General features: G+C 67.1%; 18 protein-coding genes, 1 tRNA gene, 1 other RNA gene and 2 pseudogenes. 12 read left to right on the plus strand and 10 right to left on the minus strand.

Annotated elements, in window-relative coordinates:
* Positions 1-23: 23 nt before the first annotated feature.
* The gene (locus FOH10_RS30190) at positions 24-974 is read right to left on the minus strand and encodes a hypothetical protein (protein WP_143983219.1); all 951 of its coding nucleotides are present in this window, start codon (positions 972-974) and stop codon (positions 24-26) included.
* Positions 975-1,280: 306 nt separating this feature from the next.
* Positions 1,281-2,370, minus strand: a pseudogene (locus FOH10_RS30195) (IS630 family transposase).
* 344 nt (positions 2,371-2,714) lie between these two features.
* Here FOH10_RS30195 and FOH10_RS30200 point away from each other — a divergent pair.
* Positions 2,715-3,662 carry a DNA-methyltransferase gene (locus FOH10_RS30200; protein WP_221937895.1) on the plus strand — a complete coding sequence of 316 codons (948 nt, stop codon included), beginning with the start codon at positions 2,715-2,717 and terminating at the stop codon, positions 3,660-3,662.
* Positions 3,663-3,703: 41 nt separating this feature from the next.
* A complete protein-coding gene (locus tag FOH10_RS30205; protein ID WP_143983221.1) occupies positions 3,704-4,855 on the plus strand; it encodes a PDDEXK family nuclease in 1,152 nt (383 codons plus the stop codon).
* A 45-nt stretch (positions 4,856-4,900) separates the two neighbouring features.
* On the opposite strand, the gene FOH10_RS36350 is transcribed toward FOH10_RS30205, so the two are convergent.
* The 4 genes and pseudogenes from FOH10_RS36350 to FOH10_RS30225 all read right to left on the minus strand — a co-directional run bounded on the left by FOH10_RS36350 (position 4,901) and on the right by FOH10_RS30225 (position 7,460).
* A complete protein-coding gene (locus FOH10_RS36350) occupies positions 4,901-5,227 on the minus strand; it encodes a transposase (RefSeq protein WP_143984404.1) in 327 nt (108 codons plus the stop codon).
* The gene (locus FOH10_RS36355) at positions 5,224-5,748 is read right to left on the minus strand and encodes a winged helix-turn-helix domain-containing protein (RefSeq protein ID WP_143984405.1); all 525 of its coding nucleotides are present in this window, start codon (positions 5,746-5,748) and stop codon (positions 5,224-5,226) included. The genes FOH10_RS36350 and FOH10_RS36355 overlap by 4 nt, the downstream gene beginning before the upstream one ends.
* A pseudogene (locus tag FOH10_RS36360) lies at positions 5,744-5,911 on the minus strand (helix-turn-helix domain-containing protein); the annotation flags it as partial. The gene FOH10_RS36355 and the pseudogene FOH10_RS36360, both read right to left, overlap by 5 nt.
* A gap of 289 nt (positions 5,912-6,200) precedes the next feature.
* The gene (locus tag FOH10_RS30225; RefSeq protein ID WP_143983223.1) at positions 6,201-7,460 is read right to left on the minus strand and encodes an ROK family protein; all 1,260 of its coding nucleotides are present in this window, start codon (positions 7,458-7,460) and stop codon (positions 6,201-6,203) included.
* A 498-nt stretch (positions 7,461-7,958) separates the two neighbouring features.
* Here FOH10_RS30225 and FOH10_RS30230 point away from each other — a divergent pair, with 498 nt between their 5' ends.
* The 3 genes from FOH10_RS30230 to FOH10_RS30240 are packed head-to-tail and all read left to right on the plus strand — an operon-like array spanning position 7,959 to position 11,188.
* Positions 7,959-10,379, plus strand: a complete 2,421-nt coding sequence (locus FOH10_RS30230) for a sensor histidine kinase (protein WP_244961438.1) — start codon at positions 7,959-7,961, stop codon at positions 10,377-10,379.
* A gap of 21 nt (positions 10,380-10,400) precedes the next feature.
* Entirely contained in the window at positions 10,401-10,817 is a 417-nt protein-coding gene (locus tag FOH10_RS30235) for a roadblock/LC7 domain-containing protein (RefSeq protein WP_143983224.1), read from the plus strand.
* Positions 10,814-11,188, plus strand: a complete 375-nt coding sequence (locus tag FOH10_RS30240) for a DUF742 domain-containing protein (RefSeq protein ID WP_143983225.1) — start codon at positions 10,814-10,816, stop codon at positions 11,186-11,188. Before FOH10_RS30235 ends, FOH10_RS30240 begins: the two co-directional genes overlap by 4 nt.
* A gap of 23 nt (positions 11,189-11,211) precedes the next feature.
* Here FOH10_RS30240 and FOH10_RS30245 read toward each other — a convergent pair whose 3' ends face one another.
* Positions 11,212-13,167 carry a GMC family oxidoreductase N-terminal domain-containing protein gene (locus FOH10_RS30245; protein WP_143983226.1) on the minus strand — a complete coding sequence of 652 codons (1,956 nt, stop codon included), beginning with the start codon at positions 13,165-13,167 and terminating at the stop codon, positions 11,212-11,214.
* A gap of 248 nt (positions 13,168-13,415) precedes the next feature.
* On the opposite strand from FOH10_RS30245, the gene FOH10_RS30250 reads away from it, so the two are divergent.
* From FOH10_RS30250 to FOH10_RS30265, 4 genes are all read left to right on the plus strand, one after another.
* Complete coding sequence (locus tag FOH10_RS30250; protein WP_221937896.1) at positions 13,416-14,225, plus strand: ABC transporter permease; 810 nt, start codon at positions 13,416-13,418, stop codon at positions 14,223-14,225.
* Positions 14,226-14,317: 92 nt separating this feature from the next.
* On the plus strand, positions 14,318-15,082 hold the full coding sequence (locus FOH10_RS30255; RefSeq protein ID WP_143984408.1) for an ABC transporter ATP-binding protein: 765 nt from the start codon (positions 14,318-14,320) through the stop codon (positions 15,080-15,082).
* Positions 15,079-16,077: an ABC transporter substrate-binding protein gene (locus FOH10_RS30260; protein ID WP_143983227.1), complete on the plus strand. Its 999-nt coding sequence runs from the start codon at positions 15,079-15,081 to the stop codon at positions 16,075-16,077. The genes FOH10_RS30255 and FOH10_RS30260 overlap by 4 nt, the downstream gene beginning before the upstream one ends.
* A gap of 14 nt (positions 16,078-16,091) precedes the next feature.
* Complete coding sequence (locus tag FOH10_RS30265) at positions 16,092-17,237, plus strand: LLM class flavin-dependent oxidoreductase (RefSeq protein ID WP_143983228.1); 1,146 nt, start codon at positions 16,092-16,094, stop codon at positions 17,235-17,237.
* A 32-nt stretch (positions 17,238-17,269) separates the two neighbouring features.
* On the opposite strand, the gene FOH10_RS30270 is transcribed toward FOH10_RS30265, so the two are convergent.
* Positions 17,270-17,848 carry an HhH-GPD-type base excision DNA repair protein gene (locus FOH10_RS30270; protein WP_143983229.1) on the minus strand — a complete coding sequence of 193 codons (579 nt, stop codon included), beginning with the start codon at positions 17,846-17,848 and terminating at the stop codon, positions 17,270-17,272.
* Between the two features lie 162 nt (positions 17,849-18,010).
* Between FOH10_RS30270 and FOH10_RS30275 the strand changes: the two genes are divergently transcribed.
* Positions 18,011-18,853, plus strand: coding sequence for a methyltransferase domain-containing protein (locus FOH10_RS30275; protein WP_143984409.1), 843 nt, complete (start codon positions 18,011-18,013; stop codon positions 18,851-18,853).
* 81 nt (positions 18,854-18,934) lie between these two features.
* Here FOH10_RS30275 and FOH10_RS30280 read toward each other — a convergent pair whose 3' ends face one another.
* Positions 18,935-20,230, minus strand: coding sequence for an aspartate aminotransferase type Ic (locus FOH10_RS30280; protein WP_143983230.1), 1,296 nt, complete (start codon positions 20,228-20,230; stop codon positions 18,935-18,937).
* A gap of 152 nt (positions 20,231-20,382) precedes the next feature.
* Positions 20,383-20,477, minus strand: an RNA gene (ffs, locus tag FOH10_RS30285) — signal recognition particle sRNA small type.
* A gap of 99 nt (positions 20,478-20,576) precedes the next feature.
* On the opposite strand from ffs, the gene FOH10_RS30290 reads away from it, so the two are divergent.
* Both FOH10_RS30290 and FOH10_RS30295 read left to right on the plus strand, forming a co-directional pair.
* A complete protein-coding gene (locus tag FOH10_RS30290; protein WP_143983231.1) occupies positions 20,577-21,650 on the plus strand; it encodes a hypothetical protein in 1,074 nt (357 codons plus the stop codon).
* A gap of 54 nt (positions 21,651-21,704) precedes the next feature.
* Positions 21,705-21,790 (plus strand) — tRNA-Ser (locus tag FOH10_RS30295).
* The last annotated feature ends 12 nt before the right edge of the window (positions 21,791-21,802 follow it).

Below are 21,802 nucleotides of genomic sequence, written 5' to 3' on the forward strand. Positions count from 1 at the left end.
TCTTCGTGTTCGGATACATAACGTCACCCGTCAATATCCGTGACTTCGAGCTCTTCCATTGATTTCTTCGGAGGGCTCCAAGTGCCGGTCTTGTAGTCGATCAAGCGTTTCAGTCTATCGATCGGCCATTGGTCGAATATTTGTTCAGACTTCCACCCGCATGAAACACATTCATCATGCAATAGTGTGCCAAATTGGCCGTCGCGCTCGATGAGACCACTACTCTCTTCCACTACCTGGTATGAGTCGCAGCCTGGACACCGCTGTTCCTCGTCCTGATCATGACGTACGCGCAGAAGCGTAAATAGTCTCATAAGTTCTCGGGTCGCACCGAGAACTATCTCGGCATCCAGCTCGGAAGCTTTGGCATAATGCTGCAACCACACGGTTAGGTCCCACGTCTTATCTGCCATTGATTTAAGATAGGCTCGCGGCTTACTATTTGCAGTTAGGCTGTTCGCAAAAATTCCAAACCACGCCTTGGCATTAGCCACCTGTGGCCGGTCTCCCTCAAAGTGAACCCAATCCGCGTTCATGTTCTCGCGGACCAACGCTAACACGGCCTCGCGGCAACGTATGCCTACGGCTTGAAAATCCTCGGATTCTTCAGCTTCTGCCATTGCATCGACCGCCCCCGCGTACCGGCGCCATGATTTGGCGACATGTTCGACCTGTTCATCGGTTGGCTCCACATTGAACTGCTCATGCAGGACGAGGTTGAGGCCAAGATGGTAGGTAAAAGCCTGATCGATACTCTTGAAGTCATCCTGCGCATACAGATTGGTCATATCTGTAATTACCCACCATCGTTGTCCACTTGACATCCAGACGTCGTAGAGGTCATGGTTTCGGCGGGCGACTCTTCGCCGACCAACCTTCTGAACCAGAGAGACTTCGTCGCCGGAATCCGGTGGCGTTTGAGAAGCTACATACTCGCGAATTTCACGTTCTTCCAGCTCAGTCATCGCAGGCATGTGTGACAGTATTGCATCCGGCCAGAATCGTGTCGAGTCAATTCGATGGCAAGTTGATAAGGAAATTAATTACCAATTAGATGAGCGGGGCCCTTGTGCAAGAAATCTGGTGTATGTAACCACTGTGTACGGGTCTCTCGCTATAGCTCAGGTTACGAGTAAATGCTTCGCATTAGGTCTGTGTGGAGCTGCTACGCGTGCGTTCGCGCGAGAAAGACCTGCTGTAACTGGTCAGGTGCCCTCTCGGCAGGCCGCTGACCTGGTGTGAATCTGGTTGTGGCACAGTGTGTCTGTGCCGAAGCCAACCTATTGTCCTGAGTCGTCAATTCGTTGGCAGTAGGCAGCGAGGGTTTCGAGGATTTCGTCGGCGGTCTTCGTCCAGACGAACGGCTTCGGGTCGTCGTTCCAGGTGTTGATCCATGCCTGGATGTCGGCGCGCAGTTCGGTGACCGAGCGGTGAGCCGAGCGGCGGAGCTTGCGGGTGGTCAACTCGGCGAACCAGCGTTCGACCAGGTTGAGCCAGCTCGCGGAGGTCGGGGTGAAGTGCAGGTGGAACCGCCGGTGTCGCAGTAGCCATTTCTTCACCTCGGGGTCTTGTGGGTGGCGTCGTTGTCCAGGATCAGGTGCAGGTCGAACTCGACCGGCACGGCGGTGTCGATGGCCTCAAGGAACCGCAGGAACTCCTGGTGGCGGTGGCGCGGATAGCATTCGGCGATGACCGAGCCGCTGGCCAGATAGAGGGCGGCGAACAGGTTGGTGGTGCCGTCGCGGACGTAGTCGTGGGTCATCCGCGCCGGGGTGGTCGGCATGATCGGCATCGTGGGCGCGGTCCTGTCCATGGCCCTGGATCTGCGATTCCTCGTCCACGCACAACACCAGCGCGTTCTCCGGCGGGCTCATGTACAGTCCGACCACGTCACGCACTTTGTCGACGAACTGCGGATCGGTCGACAGTTTCCAGGTTTCCACTACATGTGGTTTGAGCCCGAACGCCCGCCAGATCCGTGAGACCGCCGACTGGCTCATGCCCGCCTCGGCGGCCATGGACCGGGTCGACCAGTGCGAATCGGTGTTGGTCGGTTGAGATTCCAGCGTCTTGGCGATCACCCGATTCGATCTGCTCATCGGTGATCTTGCGCGGCGCACCCAGTCGCGGCTCGTCGGACAAGCCTTTGAGCCGGTCACGCAGGAATCGAGTCCTCCACTTGCGCACCATATCTCGCGATACACCTAGCTCACGCGCGATCTCGGTGTTACCGCCACCGGCGGCGCACTCCAGCACGATCCGTGACCGAACCGCCAACGCCTGAGCCGTTTTTCGACGTCGAGCCCACCCCTCCAACACCTCACGCTCGGAATCCGACAACTGGACAGGCTCGACCTTCGGCGACGGCACCCGAACAGTCTATGCCGCCGGTGAACTTCCGACTCAGGACACTAGTAGACGTTCTGACGTCTCGCGATCGTCGCGTGCATCGAATGATCGAGCAACACGCGCGGAGGGCGTCACGAGCGTCTTGAGATCCTGCTACGCGCGTCTGGGTTGCACGTGTCGCAAATGACCGCCGCGCAACTCGGTTCGCGCGTCTGGTCGTTGGAGCAGTACGACGCCTGATTGCTGATCAGATGAGCGGCCCTCGACTGCACGTCGGTATCAGTGTGTGCGGATCGTTGACGGGGCTGTGGATAACTAGGTCGAGGAGAACACCTGTTCGTGTCGTGATACCTTATGATGCCTGCGTGACGTCCTTGAGCAGCTATGACTCAGCAATCGATGACCCTACTGTCGAGGTGCGGCAGGGGGACGCATACGATTTGGCCAGTGGTCTCGATCCGCAGTCGATAGACCTCATCATCACGTCACCTCCTTACTGGGGGATGCGGACCTACGGCCATGACCACAGCGAAGATGTGCTTGACGAGTGGGTGGCCGAGGGCAATCATGCGACGGACGTACCGCCCTACGAGTGGTATCGCGAACACGGTGGTTTGCTCGGGATGGAACCGATTCCGGAGTGGTTCATTTCTCATTTGGTGGAGATCTTCGAGCGCTTGAGGCCAGCCCTGAAGCTTGGTGGCAGCGTGTGGGTCAACCTTGGCGATACGTACTTCGCTCGGTGGTCCAGCATACGATCCGACGGCCGCCAGGGACTCGGGGACAACCCGCGTACCCGACGTAAAACCCCGATGGGCGGATACCGCCAGGAGAAGCAGCTAATGCTCATTCCATCGCGGTTCGCGATTGCCATGCAAGACAAGCGCTGGATTCTGCGGAACGACTTGATCTGGCACAAGCCCAACGTTGCACCGCGGCCCGAGAAAGACCGCCTGCGCCTGGCTCATGAGCACTTCTTTCACTTCGTGCTGAGGCCGAAGGAAGGAAGGGCGAAGTACTACTACGACACCAGTGCGGTCGAAGAAGGTACGCGCGACGTTGTGACCGTGAACGTTCGCTCGGGTTCGGATGGGCACTCAGCGACCTTCCCCCCGGACTTGATCCGCCCGAGGATCGAAAGCTCGTCGCCCGTCGGTGGGCTCGTCCTGGACCCGTTCGCTGGGACCGGGCGTGCACTCGGAGTCGCGGCTGAACTTGGACGCAGCGCAATCGGATTCGAGCTGAGTGAGGAGTTCACGCAAGCTGCCACCCGCAACGCGGAGGCCAGCGCAAACGCTTTGCGTCTCCTCTAGAGCACCGAACCTGTCGGAGGGTTCCGGCATACTCGACGGTCATGCGGTCAGATACGTCGGTGGAGCCAGAGGGCGCCAACTTCATCGCGGAATTTTTCGGGCATCGTGTGTACCCCGAAGTCGTCAGCACTGAAGCTGCGAGGAATGACCAGGCGACGGGGACCTGCCCTTTCTTGACGGCTGCCAAGCTGGTTGAAACTTCATGCGTAAAGGCCGAGACCTCGCGCGGGGTTTGCGTGGTCAACACAGCTGTAGACAACGAGCGCTACGACTGGTTGGTGTGTCCCAACCGAGCGTTAGACCCCCTGTTCATGTCCGCAGCTTCGAGGAAGCTTTTTGGCTACGGACCCACAGAACCGCTTCAGTTCATCGCGGCGCCGACGTTAGCCGATCAGGCGGTGCGCGACGGAATCCGGGAATGGCTGGATCGTGGAGTCCACGTGGTCGCTTACTTCCAGGAGAAACTCGGTGGCGAGCTGAGCATCAGCAAGACCGATAGCTCGCCGGAGTTTTCATTCGACTGGACTCTTGCCGAAGTCGAGTCTATCTACCCCGTGCCGAAGATCAAGCGGTACGGGGTCCTTGAGATCCAGACTATGGACTTCCACGGCTCGTACAAGCATGCTGTCGGTGCTATCGACATTGCCTTAGTGGAGGGAATTGATTTCCACGGCTGGTTGCCCACACCAGCGGGTCGTGCCGCTCTCTCGAAGAAGATGGAGGGCCCAAACCTCTCCAATGTGTTCAAGCGCACGTTCTACCAGATGGCATACAAATTCGCTCTGAGTGGTCATCAACGATGTGCCGGGACCGGGTTCGCGATTCCGCAGAGTGTCTGGAAAAGCTGGCTGAGACATCTGGCCAACCCAACGCTGATAGACAACGGGGATGGCACCTTCTCTCTGGGGGATACCCGGAATGATAGTGAAAACGCTTGGATATTCGTATTCGAACTAGATCCGGATACTGATGCCTCGCCGCGCCCATTGGCGCCCCACCTTGAGATTCGAGTGAACGTGGACACGTTGATTGATCTCGCGCTGAGAGAATCGCCCAGGGCTGCTCTTGGCCCGTCTGGGCCGGTGGCTACGTTCACCGACAAGGTCGAGGCGCGGATGTTAAGGTTCTGGCCGAAGACTCGCCGCCGTCGCTCGACGACACCAGGGGGGCAGCGGGGGCTGTTCGATGCATGACTATGACAGGGTGCAATCCCACGCCCAGTGAGATATTGTCCGAAACTAAACGGTTGCAGCGTATTTGGTGTGTGGTGCTTGGAAGTAGGCGCGGACGTGGTCGGGGAGTTTCTGGACGCGGTGGAAGAAGGACTTGACCGCGTGGTTCATCTGGTCGGGGGTGGTGATGATCTGGTCGGCGAGGGTGCGTTTGAGGTCGGCGTTGACCAGTTCGTCTGGGTTGAGGTGCGGGGCGTAGGCGGGCAGGTAGTGCAGTTCGATCTCCTCGGCGTGTTCGGCTACCCAGGCGCGGACAGCCTCGGCGCAGTGGACGGGGTGGCCGTCGAGAACGAGTTGGATCTTCTGGTCGTACTGACGCAGCAGCCGGGTCAGGAACTTGAGGAACGACCTGGTGTCGGACCGGCCCTAACGATCGTGAAGTGCAGGTCACCGTGGGTGGAGATGGTCGACATCGCGTTGAGGGAGAACCGTTTGCCGGTGCGCGCCACCGGCTTCACCCCGCGCCGGCTCCAGGTGCGGCCCGCAAGTCGATCGCTGCGGACCCCGATCTGGTCACCGAACGCGATGACCGCCCCCTCCCGTTTCGCGCGTGTGCGCAGCGCCGGGTAAGTCGCCGCCACCCACTGCTCCATCGCGGCGGGGTCGGCTTCGATCGCCCGCCGGTCTGGTCGCTGGAAAGTGAATCCCACGCGGCGCAGCACTTTCCCATACCCTGTTCGGTGTAGGACGCCCCGAACAGCCGACGTGCGAACACAGCGACCTTGCGCAGGGTCCACAACACCCACCCAGCTCCAACTGCTCCGGCGTGAACACGACCAACGCCTCGACCTGCGACGCCGACAACTTCGTCTTCTCACCCACACGCCTGCCGGGACGCCCGGAACCCAAGCCATCGGCCCCACCCTCAGCGAATCGGTTGCGCCAGTTACGGATCGACCCCGCCGACACCCCGAACACCTGCCTCGCCTCACCCGGCGACATCCCGTCAGTCAACGCTCCCATCACCCGCTTCCGCACCGCCTCCTGCTGAGCCGGGGAAAGCCTGCGCATGTCCATCCGGAGATCATCACCCACACCCGAAACATCAAGCAGCACAACCGATACGTTTCAGGTCAATAATCACCTCAGCCGTCTCCAGACTTGACCAGTTCTAAAACGACCTTCTCGAACGCGATCGTCGTGCATACGACGATTGGTGGCGGACAAGGACTCGCATTTCGTCAGCAGCGAAGCACTCGAACTTGATACTCGCCATACCCTCGATGTCGCTGACGTAGTGGAATGCTTGTGACCTGCGCAAACCTTGTCGATCCTGTGCCCTCGGGCGGGGTCGGACCCGTGCCGCTCAGCGGGTGCGGACGGCGCGGCGGAGGGCCGCGAGTGGGTCGGCGTAGACCACGCTCAGCGAGGTGACCGCGGCGGCGCTCTCCTGCACCCGCGCGCCGAAGCGGCTGATGCGCAGATCGGCATCGGGCAGGCTGGTGTTCCCGCGGAAAGCCCGTGCGACGCGGGCGATTCCGGGTTGGTAGCCGGTGAACGCCTGACCGCCCAGGATGACGCGGTCCGGGTTGAACATGTCGCGGATGAGCGCGGCGGTTCGGCCCAGTATCTCGGCTCGTTGGGCGAGCAGGTCGCGCGCGGCGGCATCGGTGTCGGCGGCCCGGTAGAGGTCGGCGATGCGGGGGCGGCGGTGCGCCTCGGGCTTGGGCAGGATGCCGTGGCGCACGGCGCGCGCGAGGAGTTCGCGCTCACCGACGGTGACCTCCAGGCAGCCGCGACGGCCGCACGGGCATTCCACCTGCGAACCGGTGGGCAGATGCGCGATCGAGCCCGGACCGTTGGCGGGCGTATGCACCCGATCGTCCAATGTCACCGCCACACCGACGGTTTCGCGCGCGTAGAAGTAGAGACTGCTGCCGGGGCGGTTGTCCGTCTCGCGTGGCGTCAGCAGCAGTTCGGCGGCGGCCATCGCCTCCACATGCGCGGATACCGAAACCGGAAGGTCCAGTACGGAACTGAAGACGGCGGCGACCGGCGCGGACCGCCAGCCCAGCCGTGGGTGGTCGACCTCGCCGGCGGCGGCGTCCACCCGTCCCGATACGGCGACCCCGACCCACAGCGGCCGCCGGCGCGGTATCCGGTCCAGGAAGGCTCGGGCGCTGCGCGCGACTATGGTCAGCGCGGCCTGCTGCCCGGTCTGCGGCGTGGCGATCTCGAGGCCGCCCAGTATCCGGCCGGACAGATCCGCCGCGACGATCCGTGTGACACCGCAGCCGATATGCACACCCACCGTCGCGAAGGAGTCGGTGTCGACCTCCACGGGCACCCGCGGGCGGCCGACCGCGCCGGAGACCGTGAGATCGGCCCGCTCCCGCAACAGCCCGGCCGAAAGCAGCGCGGACACTTGACGATTGACGGTGGCGATACTTGCGCCCGTGGTCCGGGCGGCGCTGTCGCGGAAGATGGGACCGCGCGCCGCGGCCCGCAGCACCGCGGCGGCCGGGTTGTCGGAGATGCGCAGTTCCGGGGGCACGGCGGGACGTGCCGGGGCCGGGCGGGTGGACGCGGTCGGTGTATGCGGTCGCTCGAGGGCGGGGCTGGACATGACGCGAATTCCTTGCTGCGGTCCCGTGTTCGGACGGGACGTGTCGACAGGACATATCGGCAGCGGCAGCGAGGATGCCCGAGGGCGATGGCGACCCGGGATCAGAACTCGACTGCGCGACGGCGGGAGCAACACAGCTCGCGCTGGCGCGGCAGCCGCACACCCAGCGCGACGGTCACATAGGTGACCCGCGTGGCGCGAGGGCGGCTGGCAGTCATGTCGATCAACATAACATCCCACGAATCCGGCCCGCCAGCTTCGAACAGTGCACCCCGGGCCGTGGCGACGGCCGAGCCGCTGCCGCCGTCGCTACGACCGGTGCCGCGCCAATCACCTTGTAGTAGCCACATATTCGCCGGATGCCGGTGAGTGAGACGTGTGGTTGCGTCGGCATCTTTCCGTTACTCTTTCGTCGAGAAAGTGTGACCTTGCGCTCATCTCGAGCACACGGGCATCGAATACCGGCAGGCGCGCCATCCGGAAGCAGGGAAGATCTACGTGGGCATTCGGCACAACCTGCGCACAGCGTCCGCCGCACGGTCCGATGCACTGGCACGCGACCTCCGTGACCTGCGGGGGCGGATCGGCATCCGGGCCCGGCTGCTGTCCATCGTGCTCATCTCCAGCGTCACCCTGCTGGCCATCGGCGGCGGCGCGGCCGTGTATCTGGTGGACGACGCGCGCAGCTCCACGGAATGGGCCGACCTGGCCAGCAGCACCACCGGCCCGGCCATCCTCATGATCTCGGCCTTCGAGGAGGAACGCCGGCTGTCCCTGCTGCGGCTGGCCGGTGACGAGGGCGCGGCCGCACAACTTGCCACCGCGCGCCAGCAGTCCGATGCCGCGCTGGTCGCGCTGGAGGCCAAGGGCGATGCCGCCACCGAACTCAACCCGAACAACTCGGCGGCCGATATCGAGGGCTACAACCGGCTTTTCGAGATGGTGCCCACGCTGCGCGCCGGTATCGACGGCCTGCGGGTTCCGGCCGATCAGGTATTCACCTTCTTCACCCAGGTGATCGGCACCATCATCGCCGCCTCCATGCTGGCGGCCCGGGTAGCCCCGGACGCCGAGATCGCGGTCGAACTGGGCTACGGCGTGGACGTGCTGCGCGCGGCCGAGGCGCTGTCGCAGGCCGACACCCTGGGCTCGGTGGCCCTGACCACAGGTGAGCTGACCGAACCGCAGCTCCTCGAATTCTCGCGCCGGGTGGGCGAATTCCGCGATCAGGTGGCCTACGCGGCCACGGTGCTGCAGGGGAAGCGGCTCGACCAGCTCAACGGCATCACGGCCGGTCCGGCCTGGCAGCAGGTCACGGCCATGCAGGACGCCGTCGTGCTGCGCGGCGCGGTCACCGACGGAGCCAAGCCGAAAACCGCGCTCCCCCTCGATCTGGCCGGTTGGCAGGCGGCGACCGCGCAGGTCAATTCCGCGCTCCAGCAGCTGTGGGAGGACCAGAGCCGCGACGCCCACGCCGTCGCCAAGCAGCGCGGCACGGACGCCACCCGCGATGCCCTGCTCGGCGGCGGCGCGGTGCTGCTGGTGGCCACCGTCGCCTTCCTGCTGGCGCTGCTGCTGGCCAACCGATTCATCGGCCGGATGCGCCGATTGCGCCGCCACACCTTGGAATTGGCCGATGAGCGCATGCCCGAACTGATCCGCCGCGCCGGATCGGGCGCGGCCGTGGACGCCGAGCGGGACGCCGCCCGGCTGGACTTCGGCACCGATGAACTCGGCCAGGTGGCCGACGCCTTCAACCGCGCCCACGGGGCGGCGGTGGCGGCCGCGGTGGCGGAGTCCAAGACCCGCACGGGTATCAATGCCGTCTTCCTCAATATCGCCCACCGCAGCCAGGTGGTGGTGCACCGGCAGCTCGCCCTGCTGGACCGGGCCGAGCGCGAGGAGACCGACGCCGATCAGCTCGAATTGCTGTTCCAGCTCGACCATCTCGCGACCCGGGCACGCCGCAATGCCGAGAACCTGGTCATTCTCGGCGGTGAGCAGCCCGGCCGCCGCTGGCGCAATCCGGTGCTGCTGATCGACCTGATCCGCGGTGCGGTCGCCGAAAGCCTGGACTACACCCGGATCTCGACCGGGCGCATTCCCGAGGTGCGGATCGCCAGCAAGGCGGTGGCCGATGTGATCCACCTGCTGGCCGAGCTGATGGACAATGCGACCGCCTTCTCGCCACCCGAATCACCGGTCACGGTATCGGCGGTGGTGGTCGGCCGCGGGGTGGCGATCGAGATCATCGACCAGGGGCTCGGCATGTCGGAGGCCGAGTTCGCCGAACGCAATGCCATGCTCGCCGATCCGCCGGACTTCAGCGTGGCGACGCTGTCCGGCGATTCCCGGCTCGGGCTGTTCGTGGTGGCGACATTGGCTGGACGACACGGGATCTCGGTGCGGCTGACCGAATCCGACTACGGCGGGGTGCGGGCGGTCGTGCTGGTGCCGCATCCGGTGCTGGAGGCCGCGCGGCCGGTCGACACCGGCGTTCCCGAGGTCGGCGCCGTTCCCGAGGTCATCGTTCCCATCGGGACGACCTCGGTGGATATGCGACGCCTGGCCGAGATCACCATGCCACCCATGCCGCCACTGCGGGCGTCACGGCCGGGCCTGCCGCCGCTGAGCCCTATCACCCTGATCGGCACCGTCGACATCGCGCCGTCCACCGCACCGCCATCGTCCGCCCGGCCGCTGCCGTCGCGGGACGACCGGCCGGAACTGCCCCGCCGCCACCGCCACTCCGGCCCGGAGGCGAACGCCGACCGCGCGGCGAACACCGACACCGCTGCCCCCGCCCCGCCGCGCCAGCGCACCGCCGACGAGGCGCGCGATCTCATGAGCGCGATAGCCAAAGGCACCCGCCAGGGCCGTCGGGCGCGCACCGAGACCGGCCACACTCCAAACGAATAGCTCTACCCACAGAAGGCGACAATGACCACTTCACAGCGAATCGACCTCGGCTGGCTGCTCGACGAACTGGTCAGCGGGCTGCCCGACGCGCAATCGGCGGTGCTGTTGTCCGCCGACGGCCTGCTGCTCGGCTTCTCCAAGGGACTCGACCGCGCCGACGCCGACCGCTTCGGCGCCATGGCCTCGGCTCTGCACAGTCTGGCGCGTAGCGCCGGTCACCACTTCAAGGCCGGTGGGGTGTGTCAGACCGTGGTGGAACTCGATCACGCGGTGCTGTTCATCACCGCCGCCGGTGCGAACGCCTGCCTGGCCCTGCTGGCGGCCGAGACCGCCGATATGGGGCTGGTGGCCTACGAGATGAACCAGACGGTGCAGCGGGTCGGCACCCATCTGTCGGTCGATCCACGGTTCACGGCGGTCGACCGGCCACAGCCATGAGCGACGCGCGCGAGCACTGGTACGAGGAGGACGCGGGCCCGCTGGTCCGCCTCTACGCCGTCACCCGTGGTCGCGGCCGGGCTCGGCGGCCGGATCTGGACATGACGACGCTGGTGGTCGACATCCACCGGGGCGCGGCGGCGCGCCGCACCGAACCCGAGTACGCGGCCATCATCGGACTGTGCCGCACCCCGCTGTCGGTGGCGGAGGTGTCGGCGCATCTGCGGCTGCCGCTGACCGTGACCAAGGTGCTCATCGGTGACCTCATCGACGACGGGCGGCTGCTGCACCGGTCGCCGCCGCCCGCGCCGACCGGGCACGCCGACACCGGCGTCCTGCATACGCTGCTGGAGGGCATCCGAGCCCTGTGATCGGTCCCGGATGCCGTGCGGGACTAGCTCAATCGCGCGGCGAGACGGGTGGCGTTCATGTAGCCGATCGCCTCGATGGTCACCATGGGATTCACCCCCGGCGCGGTCGGGAAGCAGGAGCCGTCGGCGACGACGATATTGGCGACATCCCAGGTGACACCGTCCGGATCGACCGCCGACAGTTCGCGGGTGCCGCCCATGCGCGCCGAACCCATGATGTGCAGCGCGCCCATCGCGCACCGCCCGGGCGCGTAGCCCGCCCGGCGGCACGCGGCGGCGAAGTCGTCGTGGGAGCCGCGCACCCCCGGCTCGTAGTCGATGCCCGCCTGATGTCCCGAGAAGATCCGGCGCGCTCCGGCGGCCTCGAGAATCGACGCGGCCCCGACGATTCCGGTGTGCAGATGCGCGGCGTCGTAGTCGGAGAGCCGGTACTTCACGATCGGTTCGCCGCTGCCGTCCACGGTGACGGCGCCCGGATCGCGGTCGCGGGTGATGACGCCGATCGAATTCGACCGGGCGAAGTCGAGCATGGTGTCCCGGAAGCCCGCCGCGCCGCGCCAGTTCATGAAGCCGGTGGCCAGTCCCGGATGGATCGGCCCGGTCTCGTAGATGACGCCGTAGCCCCGGCCGTCCAGGTCGGCGTGGTGGCGGCTGATCCGTCCCTGGAGCGCGCCCTCCCACGGGCGGATGTCCTCGTCGAACACCCCGAAGACGGCGGCGGCGGGATGCAGCCGCAGATATCTGCCGATGTTCTTGTTGCGCAGGCCGGATCGGCGCAGCAGCGCCGGTGTCTGGATGGCACCGGCGGCCACCACCACGGCGCGCGCCCGCACGTCGATCTCCACCCCGGTCGAGGTGCGCGCCGAAACAGACTCGGCGCGGCCGTTCTTCACCTCGATGCGGCGCACGTCGGCGTCGACCACCAGGCGCGCGCCGCGGGCGGCGGCGTCGGCGAGCCAGGTCTTGGTCACCGTCTGCTTGGCCCCGAGACGGCAGCCGTAACCGCAGCGGCCGCATTCGACCCCGGCGTCACAGGCGTCGGAGACATTGCGCGGCAACGGATCCACCGCCCAACCCAGCGCCCGTGCGCCGCGTTCGAGGACGCTGTCGCGGGCCGAGAGCGGCGAGCGCTGCTCGGTGACGCCGATCCGCTTGCGCACCGCCTCGAGCGCGTCGCCGAATTCGGTGTCGGCGAACTGCGGGACGCCCAGCTCGGCCCATTCCTGCCGGATGGCGTCCGGCGTCGGCAACGAGGTGCTCCAGTTGACCACGGTGCCGCCGCCCAGACAGGTGCCCGCCACCAGCGTGAGCTGTCCCTCCGCGGTGGCGGACGGGCCGGGCGCGTACAGCTTCGTCAGCGCGTCGAGCTCGCCCGCACCGAAATCGCGGTCGTCGTAATAGTTTCCGCGTTCCAGCAGTACCACGTCGAGACCGGCCTCGGCGAGCACCGCCGCCGCCACGCCGCCACCCGCACCCGATCCGACGATGACCACATCGCAGCTCAGCGAGGTGTTCTCGGTGAAACGCAGCGGGGTGAGCGCGGGCCGCGGGGCCGACGGCAGCGGGCCGGTGGGCTCGGGGTAGCCGATGCGCCCCCAGAGCGGATTGGTTCCGGTCGGGCCGGGCGTGACGTTGTAGGCGAGCAGCGCCGCCTGTTTGAGCGCCTGGAATACGGCCCGCGCGGGCGCGAGGCCGGAGTCCCCGAGGCGCAGCAGCGCCTGTTCCCGCTGCTGCTGCGACAGCGACGAGAAGCGGCGCGGGCCGCTGCCGGTGAGCAGTCCGGCCAACCGCGAATCCCACCGGTCCAGCAGCATGGCCAGTTGCTTCCGCTCGGCCTCGCGCGGATTGCGGCCCAGGATGGCGAAGATCGTGTCGACCGCCCCGAGTTCGGTCGCCGCGGGCAGGGATGCCCCATCCCCCGGCAGGAACGTATCGCAGATCATGCCCAGCGCCGCGCGCTGTCGGGCCGTTGGTTCCATGACAAATCCACCCTTCGTAACCGAGTGAGTTCTACCACATTCTTGTGAATGTCCGGTCACTTTTCCTGGCGACAACATGGCGTTAACAAGATTTGTCGATGTGAACGGCGAATAACATCAGCTAGGCGCCGATGCCGGGGCGGCCAAGAATCACGCCGATTCCAACCGGTGCGGGTCGCACCCGGTCCGGCGGACCATCGAGCAACCCGCCGCTCGGCGGAATTCCCCGTCCCCACCGAGGTTTCGCGTTGTCAGCACTCATTGCCCGGCCCGCCGCACGGTCGACGCCCCACCGCTCCCGGCCCGGCCCCTGGCCGCGGCTGGTCAGCCCACTGGTCCTCATCGTCGCCTGGCAGCTCGCCAGCGCCACCGGCGTGCTGCCCGAACGGCTGCTGGCCGCGCCGACCACCGTGCTCGAGACGACGCTGGAGCTGTTGCGCGACGGCACCCTGACCGACGCCGTCACCGTCTCGCTGCGGCGGGCGGTCATCGGGTTCGCCATCGGCGCGGCGCTCGGAGTCGGGGCCGCCGTGGTGGCCGGGCTGAGCCGGATCGGCGAGTATGCGGTGGACCCGCCCATGCAGATGCTGCGCACCCTGCCGTTCTACGGGCTCATTCCGCTGCTCATCCTCTGGTTCGGCATCGGTGAGCCGCCCAAGATCGCACTGGTCGCCTTCGGCGTGGCGGTGCCGCTGTACCTCAACACCTTCGCCGGAATCCGCGGCGTGGACGGCAAACTGGCCGAACTCGCGCGGGTGCAGCGGCTCGGCGGACCCGCGCTGATACGCCACATCGTGCTGCCGGGCGCACTGCCGCAGACCCTGGTCGGGCTGCGCCAGGCGCTCGGCGTGGCCTGGCTGGCGCTGATCGTGGCCGAACAGGTCAATGCCGACGCCGGGCTCGGCTATCTGATCAACAACGCCCGGGAATTCCTGCGCACCGACGTCATCGTCGTCGGCCTGCTCGTCTACAGCGTGCTCGGACTGCTCACCGATGCCGCGGTCCGGCTGATCGAAAGGAGAGCCCTCGCATGGCGACACGGATTCTTGGCAGCCTGAACGGTATTCGCGCCGGGGCGGTCGACAGTGCCGCCACGCCCGGCGGCGGACATCGGGAGGCCGGTACCGCCACCTCGCATCCAGCGGCGGCCATGATCACCGCGGCCACCCGTCCGGCGGACGCGGCGGCGGGGGCGCATTCGGATCGAACTGCTCCCGTCGCGCGAATCCGTGGGCTCGGCAAGACATTCGGTGCGCGGCAAATACTGCGTGGCATCGATCTGGAGATCCGGCGCGGGGAGTTCGTGGCGCTGCTGGGGCGCAGCGGGTCCGGCAAATCCACGCTGCTGCGGGCGTTGGCGGGGCTGGATACCGACCACACCGGAACGCTGGCGGTATCCGGTGCGGTGGCGGTGGCCTTCCAGGAGCCACGCCTGGTGCCGTGGCAGCGGGTGCTGGCCAACATCACGCTGGGACTGCGGCATCCGGAGCCGGAGCGGGCCGCCCGCGCCGCGCTGGCGGAGGTCGGGCTCGGCGAACGCGCCGAGGTCTGGCCGGGCACCCTGTCCGGCGGCGAGGCGCAGCGCGCCGCGCTGGCTCGCGCGCTGGTGCGCGCACCCGATCTGCTGCTGCTCGACGAACCCTTCAGCGCCTTGGACGCGCTGACCCGCATCAGCGTGCACGGCCTGGTGCTCGAGCTGTGGCAGCGGCATCGCCCCGGCGTGCTGCTGGTGACCCACGACGTGGACGAGGCGCTGCTATTGGCCGACCGCGCCCTGGTGCTCGGCGACGGCCGGATCGCCCGCGACCTCGCGGTAGACCTGCCCCGGCCGCGCCGCCGCGACCACCCCGAATTCCTCGCGCTGCGCCGCGAATTGCTCGCCGCCCTCGGCGTCGCCCCGGAAGGAACCGCATGACCACCCGACGACTCGCCGCCGTGCTCGCCCTCGCCACGGCCCTCGTCACCGCCTGCGGCGGAACGGACCCCAACGGCGACGCGCTGCGCCCCGACGGTTCCGTGGACCTGTCCGCGGTGACGCTGCGCATCGGCGACCAGAAGGGCACCGGCACCCAGGCCCTGCTGGCGGCGGCGGGTGAGCTGCAAGACATCCCCTATCGCATCGAATGGTCCCAGTACACCTCCGGACCGCCCATGCTGGAGGCGATCAATGCCGGAGCGGTCGACATCGGCGGGGTCGGCAATGCCCCGCCGGTGTTCGCGGCCGCCGCCGGGGCCGGAATCAGGATCGTCTCGGCATATCTGATCGGCACCGGCGGTCAGGCCATCGTCGTTCCCCGCGACTCACCTCTGCGGGACCCGAAAGACCTGCGCGGCAAGAAGATCGCTGTCGCAAAGGGCAGCTCCGCGCACCACCATCTGCTGTCCGTGCTGACCGCGGCCGGACTCGGCTTCGCCGATATCGAACCGCAGTACCTGCAACCGGCCGACGCGCTCGCCGCGCTGAGCACCGGACGCGTCGATGCGTGGGCCAGCTGGGATCCCTACACCGCGCAGGCGCAGCAGCAGGCGGATGCGCGGATCCTGGTGGACGGCAACGGATATGTGCCCGGCGACTCCTTCTACGTGGCCGGGCGGCGGGCGCTCGACAGCCCCGCGACCACGGCCGCGCTGCGCGACCTGCTCGCCCGCATCGCCCGCGCGCACGCCTGGGTCAATGGCGATACCGAAGCGTGGGCCACGACCTTCGCGCAGGTCACCGGGCTGCCCGTGGAGGTGACGCGGTTGGCCGTGGCCCGCGCACCGTACCGGGACCACCCCATCGACGACGCCACCGTCGCGGCCGAGCAGCAGGTGGCCGACGCCTTCGCCGCGGCGGGGCTCATCCCGGAGCGGATAGCCATCGCCGATTTCGTCGACACCCGCTTCAACGACCTGCTCACCCCCGCCTGATTCGGAGAAAGCCGATGTCATTGTCGTTCCACTGGTTCCTGCCCACCTACGGCGACTCCCGCGAACTCGTCGCGGGTGGTCACGGCACCGCCATGTCGGGAGACCGGCCCGCCACGCTGCGGTATCTGCGCCAGATCGCCGGAGCCGCCGAGGAGAACGGTTTCGAATCCGTGCTCACTCCGACGGGAGCGTGGTGCGAGGACGCCTGGCTCACCACCGCCATGCTGGTGGAGTCCACGCGCACACTGAAATTCCTGGTGGCGCTGCGGCCCGGACTGGTGAGCCCATTCCTGGCCGCGCAGATGGCGGGGACCTTCCAGCGGCATTCCGAAGGGCGGCTGCTGCTCAATGTGGTGACCGGCGGCGAGAGCCACGAGCAGCGCGCGTACGGGGATCGGCTGGACAAGGAGCAGCGGTATCGGCGCACCGGAGAATTCCTGGACGTGGTGCGGCGGCTGTGGACGTCCCGGGAGCCGATCAGCTTCGCGGGCGAGCACATTCGAGTGGACGACGCGCTGCTGCACAATCATCCGGACCCGGTGCCGCCCATCTTCTTCGGCGGGTCGTCGACGGCCGCCGGTCCGGTGGCCGCCGCCCACGCCGACACCTACCTCACCTGGGGCGAGCCATTGTTCGCGGTGTCGAAGAAGCTGGAGTGGATTCGCGGCCTGGCCGTCGACCGAGGTCGAATCCTCGACTACGGCTTACGAATTCACGTCATCACCCGCGACACCTCGGAGCAGGCGTGGGCGGAGGCCGATCGACTGCTCGCCGGCATCGACCCGGCCGACGTGGCGCGCGTGCAGGCGAGTCTAGCGCGCAGCGAATCCGAGGGACAGCGCCGCATGACCGAACTGCACGGCGGCAGCACCGATCGGCTGGAGATCGCGCCCAATCTGTGGGCGGGCGTGGGGCTGGTGCGCGGCGGCGCCGGAACCGCCCTGGTCGGCTCGCACACCGAGGTCGCCGAACGGCTCATCGAATACTCGCGGGTGGGCATTCGCCACTTCGTCCTGTCGGGTTATCCCCATGTGGAAGAGGCGTACTGGTTCGGCGAGGGCGTACTGCCCATCCTGCGTCGACGCGGTGTGTGGCAGCCACACGGCGCGGTTGCCGTCCCACCGTCGGCCACCCCGTTCGCCGCTGCCGCGTCCAGCTGACCGTGGCGAAATCCCGCGGGCGGCGGATCCGGTCAGCCCGCCTTGGCGGCGGCCTTCGCCTGCTTCTTGAACTCGCGGACCTGGGCCAGGGATTCGGCGTCGGTGACGTCGGCGACCGAGCGGCGGGAGTGCTGCTCGCCGTAGGCGCCGGCGGCCTCGCGCCAGCCCTTCGCCGCCAGGCCGTCCTGTTTGCCCAGCAGCGCCAGGAAGATGCGGGCCTTCTGGTCGCCGAAACCGGGCAGGGCCTTGAGGCGCTTCAGGACTTCCTTGCCGTCCGGGTCGCCGTCGGTCCACAGGCCGGCGGCGCGGCCGTCGTAGTGCTCGATGATGTAGTGCGCCAACTCCTGCACCCGCCGTGCCATGGAGCGCCCGTAGCGGTGGATGGCGGGCGGCGTGGCCCCGATCTCCTCGAACTCGGCGGGATCGGCGGCGGCGATGCGGTGGATGTCGAAACCGCCCATCCGGTCCGCGATCTTCTGCGGGCCGCGGAACGCGTGCTCCATGGGGAACTGCTGGTCCAGGGCCATGCCGACGAGCAATGCGAAGTCGTCGGTGGAGAGCAGCTCATCGGCCTGCGGATCCTGCGCGATACACAGCTTGCGGGTCGCCATGGCATCGATCATCGCACTTCGGCACGCACTGTCGAGCGAGAAGGGGTGCGACGGCGGCCGCATCCGTGCGCAACCGGGCGAAGAGCGCTATCGTGACGCATATCACAGACCTTGTGATGCGTCGTCCCCGAACACAAGTAGGCTCGGCCCATGCCTGACACTATGGCCTCCCCCACAGTGGGCTCCGTGCCGCATAACGGCACGCGGTCCGGGCTGGCACCGGATCGGTTCGACAAGAACGGCCAAGACCAACTCGTCGACGTCCGCGACCTACGCGCGGCACTACCCGCCATCCGCAGCCTGCGGCACTGGGCTCATGAGGCGCTCGCCCCGCAGCCCGGCGAAAGCGCCCTCGACATCGGCTCCGGCACCGGGTCCGAGGTGCTGACCTTCGCCGACCGGGTCGGCCCCACCGGCCTGGCCATGGGCGTCGAACCCGACCCGGCCCTGCTGGCCGCCGCCGAACGGCGGGCCGCCAACCACGGCTCCAGCGCGAAATTCATGTCCGGTGACGCCTACGGGCTGCCGTTCGGCAACGACACCTTCGACGTCGCCCTGTGTGAACGGGTCTTCCAGCACCTCACCGCGCCCGCCCGTGCCGCCGGTGAGATCGCCCGCGTGCTCGCGCCCGGCGGTCGCGTCGTGGTGATGGACAGCGACTGGGGCACCGCCATCGTGCATCCCGGCGACCGCCGCGTGGTGAACGAGGTCATCGACACCATGATCGCCAGCACCACCAATCCCTACGCGGGCCGCCAGCTCGCCGGGCAGCTCACCCGGGCGGGACTGGTCATCGACGACATCGGCTCGCACGCGCTGGTCCAGGACCGCAGTGCGGGCGCGGGCGCACTGGTCGCCCGCGTCGCCGATATGGCCGTCGCCCGCCGGGCCATCACCCAGGAGCAGCGCGACCAGCTGGTGGCGGACCTGGAGGCCGGTGCCGCCTCCGGCGACATCCACCTGTCGGTGACCATCTTCGCCGTCCTCGCGCACAAACCCACCTGACGGCTGAGTTCATTCGGAGAAGGTTCATTCGGAGAAGCCAGCGGCGCGCACCGGACAACGATGCGCGCCGCTGGTGTGTGCTTACTTGCCGTCCGCGAGCAGCTTCTCGGTGGCGGCGAGCAGCACGCAGGTCGCCAGGCCGTCCATGGCCTTCTCGAGTTCCGCCTCCTTGGGGAAGCTGGGGGCGATGCGGATGTTCTTGTCGTCGGGGTCCTTACCGCACGGGAAGGACGCACCGGCCGGGGTCAGCGCGATGCCCGCGTCCTTGGCCAGCGCCACCACCCGGCTGGCGGTGCCCTCCAGCACGTCGAGGCTGATGAAGTAGCCGCCCTTGGGCTCGGTCCACGACGCCACCTTGGACGCGCCGAGACGGTCCTCCAGAATGCGCAGCACCAGTGTGAACTTCGGCTCCAGGATGGCGCGGTGCTTCTGCATATGTGTGCGCACGCCCTCGGCGTCCTTGAAGAAGCGCAGGTGACGCAGCTGATTCACCTTGTCGGGGCCGATGCTCTGCTTGGCGGCGTGCTTCAGGTACCAGTCCAGGTTGGCGGTGGACGCGCCGACGAAGCTGACGCCCGCACCCGCGAAGGTGATCTTCGAGGTGGAGGCGAAGACGAAGGGACGGTTGGGGTTACCGGCGGCAGCCGCCATGCCCAGCACGTCCAGCACCGGGTCGGCGGTATCGGTCAGCGGATGCACGGCGTACGCATTGTCCCAGAACAGCCGGAAGTCGGCGGCCGCGGTCGGCATCGAAACCAGTTCGCGCACCACCTCTTCGGAGAAGGTGACACCGGTGGGGTTGGAGTAGTTCGGCACCGCCCACAGCCCCTTGACGGTCGGATCGGCGGCCACCAACTCGGCGATGGCGGGCACGTCCGGACCGTCGTGGCGCATGGGGATCGGGATCATCTCGAAGCCGAGCGACTGGGTGATGGCGAAATGCCGGTCGTAACCTGGTGCCGGGCACAGGAATTTGCGCACCGGCTCCTGCACCCACGGCCGCTCCGAATCCGCGGTGCCGTGCAGCATGGCGAACACGACCATGTCGTGCATGATCTCCAGGCTGGCATTGTTGCCCGCCAGCAGATTCTCCACCGGAATGTTCAGCAGTTCGCCGAAGATGGCGCGCAGCTCCGGCAGACCGTGCAGTCCGCCATAATTGCGCACATCGGTGCCCGAAGCGTCCCGGTAGTCGTCGGCGCCCGGCAGCGAGAGCAGATCCGCGGACAGATCCAGCTGCTCGGGCGCGGGCTTACCCCGGGTCAGATCCAGCGTGAGCTTCTCGGTCTTGAGCTTCGCGTAGTTCGCGTCCTGCGTCTCGTGTTCCGATACGAGTTCCGCATGGCTCATCAAACCGATTTGCGTCTGCCGGGGCATCCTCGGGCCTTTCCAACGGCGTGGGGTCGATTTCCTTGGGGTCCGCGATGGGGGTCCGCGGACCCAGCCGCCCACGTTACTCGGCGAGCAGGCGGAAGTGGGAGGGATATACGCGGAGCCGATCGGCGAGCGGAGAAAACCGGCCCGGAAATGAAAGGGGACCCAGCGCACCCGGCAGAGCCCGTTGACCCTTGCTGCCTTCCGGCCCTGGGGGAGTTCACAGGATGCGCGCCGCGCTGGATCCGTCGGCCAGTGTAGCCGCTCACCGAGCCGCCCGCCGCCCGGGGTCGCTACGATCTGTCGGACATTGCGGGGAGGGCCCGCTCTACATCGAGGGGAACAGGCAGTGACAGGCACGAATCCACCACCGGGCGGCGAGCAGAACCCCGGAAACCACTCCGAGACGGCCCAGTGGTGGTCCACCCCACCCGCCGCAGCCGATGCCCAGCCGGTCGCCGGTGATCCGACCATGCTGAACTACGCGCCGGGACAACAGGTTCCGGACCCGACCATGCTCAACCAGGGTGCGCCGCAGCCATCCGCACCGGATCCCACCATGCTCAACTACGGCGGGGGCATGGGCTACACGCCGCCCCCGCAGCAGACCTACCAGCCGGGCTACACCTCCGGTCCCGCCCCGGTGCAGCAGTTCGCCGCCGGGCCCGCGCAGCCCTACACCTCCGGTCCGGCTCCCCAGCCCGGCTACCCCGGCTATCCGACGCCCCCGCCGTCCGGCGGCAACAAGGCCGGTTTGATCGTCGGCGGCATTATCGGCCTGGTGGTGATCGTCGCTGTCGCCATCGGCGGCATCGCCCTCATGAGCGGTGGCGACGACTCCCCGAACACCGCCGGCGGTGAGACCGAGAACGCCAATGCCGACGGCAAGTACACGATGGACAATGTCACCAACGCCTGCTCGCTGATCGACCCGACCGCGTTGACCAGGTGGTCGCGCACTCCGGAGGGCTCGCCGACGCACACCGAGACCCAGCCCACCTCGTACTCCGGCGGCAAGCTCGAGTGCAAGGCGAGCTACACCGAGCCGAGCTCCGACAAGTACGTCGACAATGACGCCGACATCACACTCGAGGTGTCCTTCCTGGCCGCGGGCAGCAAGTACTACCAGCCCGATCCGGACTACAAGCGCTGGAAGGAATACGACACCCGCTCCACCGGCAGCGGCCTGGCCTCCGGCGATGTGACGGGCCTGGGCGAGGAGGGCTACTGGCACACCGAGACCCGCGACTCCAGCTACCGAAACAACCTCGACTACACGGTCGCGGTGCGCGACAGCAATGTGTCGGTCAAGGTGGAGATCAGCATCAAGCGGGCCAGCGCCGACACGATCAGCACCGAGGAAGTCGGCCAGATCGCCAAGGAGCAGGTCCAGAAGGCCCTCGCCGCCCTCCCGCAGAAATAGCCCCTCAGCTGCCCGTTTTGCCGTACACCCGGATCAGCCGCTATATTGCTCAGCGGAGGATTCGCCTAGTGGCCTATGGCGCTCGCCTGGAACGCGGGTTGGGTTAACAGCCCTCAGGGGTTCAAATCCCCTATCCTCCGCTCTCGAAGGGC

The organism is Nocardia otitidiscaviarum, assembly GCF_007362295.1.
Classification (GTDB): Bacteria; Actinomycetota; Actinomycetes; order Mycobacteriales; family Mycobacteriaceae; genus Nocardia; species Nocardia otitidiscaviarum.

Excerpts from the sequence above, each read along its gene's own strand:
- FOH10_RS30225 (WP_143983223.1), bottom strand. The coding sequence starts at position 7,460 with ATGTCCAGCCCCGCCCTCGAGCGACCGCATACACCGACCGCGTCCACC.
- FOH10_RS30205 (WP_143983221.1), top strand. The coding sequence starts at position 3,704 with ATGCGGTCAGATACGTCGGTGGAGCCAGAGGGCGCCAACTTCATCGCG.
- FOH10_RS30270 (WP_143983229.1), bottom strand. The coding sequence starts at position 17,848 with ATGGCGACCCGCAAGCTGTGTATCGCGCAGGATCCGCAGGCCGATGAG.
- FOH10_RS30240 (WP_143983225.1), top strand. The coding sequence starts at position 10,814 with ATGAGCGACGCGCGCGAGCACTGGTACGAGGAGGACGCGGGCCCGCTG.
- FOH10_RS30245 (WP_143983226.1), bottom strand. The coding sequence starts at position 13,167 with ATGGAACCAACGGCCCGACAGCGCGCGGCGCTGGGCATGATCTGCGAT.
- FOH10_RS30190 (WP_143983219.1), bottom strand. The coding sequence starts at position 974 with ATGCCTGCGATGACTGAGCTGGAAGAACGTGAAATTCGCGAGTATGTA.
- FOH10_RS30275 (WP_143984409.1), top strand. The coding sequence starts at position 18,011 with ATGGCCTCCCCCACAGTGGGCTCCGTGCCGCATAACGGCACGCGGTCC.
- FOH10_RS30260 (WP_143983227.1), top strand. The coding sequence starts at position 15,079 with ATGACCACCCGACGACTCGCCGCCGTGCTCGCCCTCGCCACGGCCCTC.
- FOH10_RS30280 (WP_143983230.1), bottom strand. The coding sequence starts at position 20,230 with ATGCCCCGGCAGACGCAAATCGGTTTGATGAGCCATGCGGAACTCGTA.
- FOH10_RS30265 (WP_143983228.1), top strand. The coding sequence starts at position 16,092 with ATGTCATTGTCGTTCCACTGGTTCCTGCCCACCTACGGCGACTCCCGC.
- FOH10_RS30235 (WP_143983224.1), top strand. The coding sequence starts at position 10,401 with ATGACCACTTCACAGCGAATCGACCTCGGCTGGCTGCTCGACGAACTG.
- FOH10_RS36355 (WP_143984405.1), bottom strand. The coding sequence starts at position 5,748 with ATGGCTTGGGTTCCGGGCGTCCCGGCAGGCGTGTGGGTGAGAAGACGA.
- FOH10_RS30255 (WP_143984408.1), top strand. The coding sequence starts at position 14,318 with ATGATCACCGCGGCCACCCGTCCGGCGGACGCGGCGGCGGGGGCGCAT.